This window comes from Propioniciclava sp. (assembly GCF_036744435.1).
Classification (GTDB): Bacteria; Actinomycetota; Actinomycetes; order Propionibacteriales; family Propionibacteriaceae; genus Propioniciclava.
The window spans coordinates 1-5,882 of the sequence record NZ_DAIOIA010000152.1 but is presented as its reverse complement, the minus strand read 5'-3'; the positions used below and the strand labels follow the sequence as shown (position 1 = coordinate 5,882).

Annotated in this window: 4 protein-coding genes and 3 pseudogenes; 3 read left to right on the top strand and 4 right to left on the bottom strand. The window is 67.9% G+C overall.

The window, feature by feature from the left end; all coding sequences use genetic code 11:
* A pseudogene (locus tag V7E09_RS14010) lies at window positions 1-586 on the bottom strand (ISL3 family transposase); the annotation flags it as partial.
* Between the two features lie 166 nt (window positions 587-752).
* Between V7E09_RS14010 and V7E09_RS14005 the strand changes: the two are divergent.
* Window positions 753-1,367, top strand: coding sequence for a hypothetical protein (locus tag V7E09_RS14005; RefSeq protein WP_324511834.1), 615 nt, complete (start codon window positions 753-755; stop codon window positions 1,365-1,367).
* 220 nt (window positions 1,368-1,587) lie between these two features.
* Complete coding sequence (locus tag V7E09_RS14000) at window positions 1,588-2,859, top strand: IS256 family transposase (RefSeq protein WP_324511842.1); 1,272 nt, start codon at window positions 1,588-1,590, stop codon at window positions 2,857-2,859.
* A 64-nt stretch (window positions 2,860-2,923) separates the two neighbouring features.
* Here the strand turns inward: V7E09_RS14000 and V7E09_RS13995 are convergent.
* Window positions 2,924-3,430 (bottom strand): annotated as a pseudogene (locus V7E09_RS13995) (transposase); the annotation flags it as partial.
* Window positions 3,431-3,551: 121 nt separating this feature from the next.
* Complete coding sequence (locus V7E09_RS13990; RefSeq protein ID WP_324511833.1) at window positions 3,552-4,127, bottom strand: TetR/AcrR family transcriptional regulator; 576 nt, start codon at window positions 4,125-4,127, stop codon at window positions 3,552-3,554.
* Between the two features lie 218 nt (window positions 4,128-4,345).
* Here V7E09_RS13990 and V7E09_RS13985 point away from each other — a divergent pair, with 218 nt between their 5' ends.
* Window positions 4,346-4,993 (top strand): HAD family hydrolase, encoded by a 648-nt coding sequence (locus V7E09_RS13985; RefSeq protein ID WP_324511832.1) that lies wholly within the window; start codon window positions 4,346-4,348, stop codon window positions 4,991-4,993.
* 33 nt (window positions 4,994-5,026) lie between these two features.
* Here the strand turns inward: V7E09_RS13985 and V7E09_RS13980 are convergent.
* A pseudogene (locus V7E09_RS13980) lies at window positions 5,027-5,882 on the bottom strand (glycoside hydrolase family 2 TIM barrel-domain containing protein); the annotation flags it as partial.

The window sequence follows — 5,882 nt, the reverse complement described above, 5'->3', positions numbered from 1 at the left end:
GGGTGAGGTCGATGATCACGGTGACGTACCTGTCGCCGCGACGGGTGTGCCTCCACACGTGCTCATCGACCCCGACGACCTTCACCCCCTCGAAGCGGTGCTCCTCGTCGATCAGCACCCGCTTGCCCTCGGCCAGAACGGCGTCGTTGGCGGTGTCCCAGGCCACCCCGAGCCCCTCGGCGACCCGAGCCACGGTCAGGTGCTGGACCACGATCCCTTCCAGCGCCCACCGCAGAGCGCGCCGAGACAACTTGGCCCGGGGCTCGGCCGCGGCGGTGGTGTCCTGGCGCCACACATACCCGCAGCCGCTGCAGCGGTAACGGCGCACGACGACCTCCAGCGTCGTGGGCCGCCAGCCCAGTGGTTCGTGGGCAAGCCGTCGGACCACGGTGTCACGTGGTCTCCCTTCGCAGCCGCAGCGCCGGCACCACTGGTCGGGCTCGACCACCTGGCAGGCCAATACGGCACGATCCGGCTCGAGTCGCTGCCCGGTGACAACGAGGCCGAGTTCGTCGAGGCGGCAGAAGGCAGTCAGGTCGGGGCTGGCGAACGCATCAGCGCGCCCGCCGGCGGTAGCGTCGTGCACGTCGAGGTCTTTCGGGCTGAGTGTGTAGGAGCTCTCATCCTCGGGAGACCTCGACCTCTATCCGGCCACCGACGCGCCGGCCCGCCGCGCGACGTGCGCTACACCCTCATCTGGGAAGAGCCGGGTAAGGTCCACCCACGTCACTCATCATGTTCACAGTGAATACATGGCCAACCACATGAGTCTGCTCGCTCAGCAGGCGGCCCAGACCCCAGCATCGGTGTGGCCTGTCCTGGGCGGTGACTTCAACACGGGGCAGGACGACCCTCTGGCCGCTCGATTGCTTGAGTCGATGACCGTCGTTGCCGGCAGCGGGATCGACCTGATCTGGGTCGGCAAGCATGAGACGTACAAGTCGAGCGAACCCACAACGGTTCCATGCGGGCAGCTATCTGACCACGATCCCACGGCTATCACCCTGGAGATACTTAACCCACCCCCGCCAAACCTGCCACTCCCGCCACCCTCGGCTGAGCTCGTGGTTCGCTTTGCACCAGTTCCCCTGGTCGTTCCTTCAGGCAGGGAAGGCTCGGTGCAGGTGACTGTAACGGCGTTAGACGCCAAGACTGGGGAGCCCAAGGCCGGCATTGTCCGAGTCGACCCCGGATCTGTCGGAGGAACGGTGACATCATCTCCGACCGGGCACAGGGTATCCGTCCCATTTCGAAAGACCGTTCGGGTCGACCCGGTGACAAAAGAACACGAAACCACGTTCGTGATTGCCCGCGTGACCGTCTCGGTCGCTGGTTACCGCGACAAGGCGGTCGACTGGGATCTGTGAACCTCTTGAATCGAGAACAACCCGAATCTGGCGCACCAGCGAGTATGCCAGCCCGACAAGATAATGACTAAGCGACACCAACACGACAAGATAATGAGTTATCTAGAGGCGTGTGGCTAAAACGGCTCTTCACGGGACTGTCAGATAAACGGTGGGCGGGTCTGGCCCGACACGCCGGGTGAATGCCTGGTGAGGAAGGCAGGTTCTCGTGACCGACACGATGACCGATGTGGCAAATCCGAGGAAGGCGGCGCCGGGTTCGGTAGCTGCGCAGCTGATCGAGCAGGCCCGGGCTGAGGGGGTGTCGCTGGTCGGGCCCGGCAGCCCGTTGGCGGCGCTGACCAAGCAGGTCCTGGAAACCGCCCTGGAGGCCGAGCTCGACGAACATCTGGGCTACGAGCACGGCGACCGGGACACCAAGGCCGGCGCCGAGCAGCCCAACGAGCGCAACGGAACGAGGGTGAAGACGGTTCACACCGAGCTGGGCCCGGTCAGCATCGAGGTGCCCAGGGACCGGCACGGCTCGTTCGAACCCCTTGTGGTCCGTAAGCGGCAGCGCCGGCTGTCCGGGGTTGATGCGATGGTGTTGTCGTTGTCGGCGAAAGGACTCACCTCTGGTGAGATCTGTGCGTTCTTCGCCGACACCTACGGCCAAGCGATGAGCAAGGACACCATCTCCCGGATCACCGACAAAGTGGTCGAGGAGATGACCGAATGGGCCAACCGGCCACTGGACTCGGTGTACCCGGTGGTGTTCATCGACGCGATCCACGTCAAGGTCCGCGACGGACAGGTCACCAACAAGGCGTTCTACGTGGCCATCGGCGTCACCGTCGATGGGCAGCGAGACATTCTGGGGATCTGGGCCGGGGCCGGCGGTGAAGGCGCCAAACACTGGCTGAACGTGCTCACCGAACTGAAGAACCGCGGCGTCGTCGACGTGCTCATGCTCGTGTGTGACGGGCTGAAGGGTCTGCCGGAGGCGGTGAACACCGTGTGGGAGCACACCACCGTTCAGACGTGTGTCATTCATCTTCTGAGGAACACGTTCAAGTACGCCGCCCGTCAGAACTGGGACCAGATCGCCCGCGACATCAAACCGGTCTACACCGCCCCGACCGAGGCCGCGGCCGCGGCCCGGTTCGAGGAGTTCGCCGAGAAGTGGGGCACCAAGTACCCGGCGGCGATCGGGCTGTGGCGTTCCGCCTGGACCGAGTTCATCCCGTTCCTCGACTACGACGTCGAGATCCGCCGGGTCATCTGCACCACGAACGCGATCGAGAGCCTGAACGCCCGCTTCCGCCGGGCCGTCCGCGCCCGAGGTCACTTCCCGACCGACCAGGCCGCCCTCAAGTGCCTCTACCTCGTGGCCCGATCCCTTGACCCCACCGGGACCGCCAAGACACGATGGATGAACCGGTGGAAGCCGGCACTCAACGCGTTCGCAATCACCTTCCCGGGCCGTCTCGACCCGGCAGGGAACAACCAGTAAACGCCAGATGCCGCCCACCGTTAATCGGACAGACCCCTCGCCGGCTGGATGAGTCCGGCCCGTTCGCGTCCGCCGCGACGAAGGTGAACGGTCCCGCCTCATGCAGCGGCCGGGTCCGGAACGCGGTCACCTGCTGGTCGAGGTCGGTGGCCATCCGCGACACCTGCGACTTCGACAGCGAGGTGATCCCCAGGGTCTGCACGAGCTTGTCCATCCGGCGGGTCGACACCCCGAGCAAGTAGCAGGTCGCCACCACCGAGATCAGCGCCGATTCGGCCCGCTTGCGGCGTTCCAGCAGCCAGTCGGGAAAGTAGGAGCCCTGCCGTAGTTTCGGGATCGCGACATCGATCGTGCCGGCCCGGGTATCGAGCTCGCGATGCCGGTAGCCGTTGCGCTGGTTCGTCCGCTCGGGGCTGGCCTGGCCCCACTCGGCGCCACACACCGCGTCGGCCTCAGCCGACAACAACGCGTTGATCACCGTGCCCAGCAAGTGCCGCATCAGATCCGGCGACGCGTCGCCGACTGCTTGGCCCAACAAACGGGCAGGGTCGATCATGGCAGGAGCGGTCATCGTGATAGTTCCTTTCGAGAGTGTTGGCTGTGAGAGGTCTCACTCGAAGGATCACGCGGTGACCGCGCTCACGCCCCCACGACATGCCGGGCACGATCACACGATCCGCGCTACACCACTATCAGGGACGCAACTCCTCGATGATCATCTGGTCGGAGGCGGCGGTCAGCGTGGGCAGTCGCAGAATGTAGCGGCTGAGCGCCATGCCCAGCACCAGACTGACCGCCAACTGCCCCCGCAGTTTGAAATTGACGTGTCCGAGCCGCTCGGCGATCGCCCCGAACACCTCCTTGGACATGAACTCGCTCATCGGACGCTGAACGACCTCCTCGGCGACCGCCGAGCGCAGCATCGCGGTGAACCGTTCGCGTCCGCCGTCGGGACCGTCATAGGCGGCGAGGAAGGCGGCCACCGCGGCCTGGCCGATCTGGTCGCGCGGCCCGGCCAGCACGTCCGAGACCAGGCGGTCGGCGTCCAGGGGCAGGTCGAGCACCGTCTGCGCGAACAGGTCCGACTTGCTGGAGAAATAGTGGTGGATCAGCGCCGGGTCGACGTCGGCCTCGCGGGCGATGGCCCGCAGCGACACCTTGTCGTAGCCGATCGTCGAGAACAGGGTGAGCGCGGCCCGGCAGATCGTGCCGCGGGTGTCGGCGCGGCCCGGCCGGCGCCCGCGCGGCCTAGCGGGGGAGTCCGTCATGCGCTTCCTCTCTCACCTGCCGGTGGACGGGTCCGACACAGCACGGACGGCCACCCGCGCCGGTCCCGCCGAGGCCGGTCCGCCGCGGCCGCCGTCCACGTTGCCCAGGTTCGGCGTCCTTGCTCAGGTTTGAACCTATGCAACGAACCCAACGCTGGGCAACGTCCGGGAAGGATCGGTGAACATGGGACGCCCGCGGGGCCGATTAGGCTGAACCGGTGAATTTCGTGGCTCCCAAGACCGTTCTGTTCGATCTCGACGGCACGCTGGCCGATACCGTCCCGCTCATCGTCGCGACCTTCAAGCGCACGGTGTCGGAGACCCTGGGCTGGGAGCCGACGCTCGGGCAGTGCAAGGAGTGGATCGGACGATCCCTGACCGAGACCTTCACCGCGCTCTCCCCGGAGTCGGCCGACGAGCTGACCGCGCGTTACCTGGAGTGGAACCTGGCCAACCACCACACCTATGTGCGGCAGTTCGACGGGGTTGCCGCCCTGATCGAGGCGCTGCGGGCGTCCGGCCGGGCATTCGGGGTGGTCACCTCGAAACGGCATCACTCGGCGCTGGTCAGCCTGGAGTGCGTGGGCCTGACCGGGCAGATCCCGCTGCTGGCGACCGAGGAGGACACCGCCACTCACAAGCCCTCGCCCGAGCCGCTGCTGCATGCCCTGAACCGCATCGATGCGGACGCCGACGACGCCGTCTACGTCGGGGACGCCGTCGTCGACATGCAGGCGGCCCGGGCGGCCGGCGTCCGGAGCATCGGGGTCACCTGGGGAGCGGCGAGCGCCGACGAACTACGGGCGGTCGAACCCACCGCGGTCGTGCACGACGTCGGCGAGCTGACGGCACTGCTCGGCCTGTAACGGACGCCGCGCCGCGCGGCCAGGCGATCGGCGTCAGCCGGGGGCGAACCGGAGCCGAAGGGACGCCGCCCGGGGGGCAAGCGCCTGCGCCGGCCACACGTCGGGACCGCAGGCCCGCGAGCCGAGACCGTTCTGAGCCGCGTCCAGATACAGCCGGGTGGCGCTCGACGGCGGCAGTTCGTGGGGATGCGCGGCGCGGTCGACCTCCTCGGCGGTGTGTGGCGTGAGCGTGAAGCCGGGAAGCCGACCCGCGGCGTCCGGACCGGCGTCGATGCGCAGCCAGTCGGCCCCGGATCGGCGCACGGTGAGCGAGCGCAGATCGCTGCGATGCCCGCTCTCCTGGGGGCGTGCGTACCCGACGGTCAACTCATCGAGCGTCGCGCTGAAGCGGCCCACCCGGGCGGCCCGGAGGCTGTCCGGATACGACTCCAGCGGGCCCGGCCCGAACCAGGAGGCGCCGTCCACGCCGGTCGGCAGATCGAAGCGGACGCCGAGCCGCGGCCAGATCAGCTGCCACCCGGCGCCGGGCTCCAAATCCACGGCCAGAGCCAAGCCACTCTCGTCGAGCCACCAGTGCTCGTCGCAGATCACGGCGAGACGTGAGTTCGCCGCCGCCCACCGGGTGCGGACCCGCAGCCGGCTCGCCGACCCGGACGCGGACACCACCCGCGGGACCATCCGGTCCAGGCCGGCCTCCCGCCAGCGGACGTCCCAGGGTGGGGCTGGCGTGGCGCGCCACGGCGGCAGGGTGGGGTCGGCGTCCTGGTAGCTGCCGAACGCGGCGCCGCGGTCGTTGTCGGTAGGGGCCCGCCACAACGCCAACCGAGGTCCACGGACCGGTTCGCCGGCCAACTCGACGAGGCGTCCGGCCTCGAACCGGGCGGGCCCG

Bases quoted from the DNA above. Each gene is read 5' to 3' on its own strand.
- V7E09_RS13990 (WP_324511833.1), bottom strand. From the start codon at position 4,127: ATGACGGACTCCCCCGCTAGGCCGCGCGGGCGCCGGCCGGGCCGCGCC.
- V7E09_RS14005 (WP_324511834.1), top strand. From the start codon at position 753: ATGGCCAACCACATGAGTCTGCTCGCTCAGCAGGCGGCCCAGACCCCA.
- V7E09_RS14000 (WP_324511842.1), top strand. From the start codon at position 1,588: ATGACCGATGTGGCAAATCCGAGGAAGGCGGCGCCGGGTTCGGTAGCT.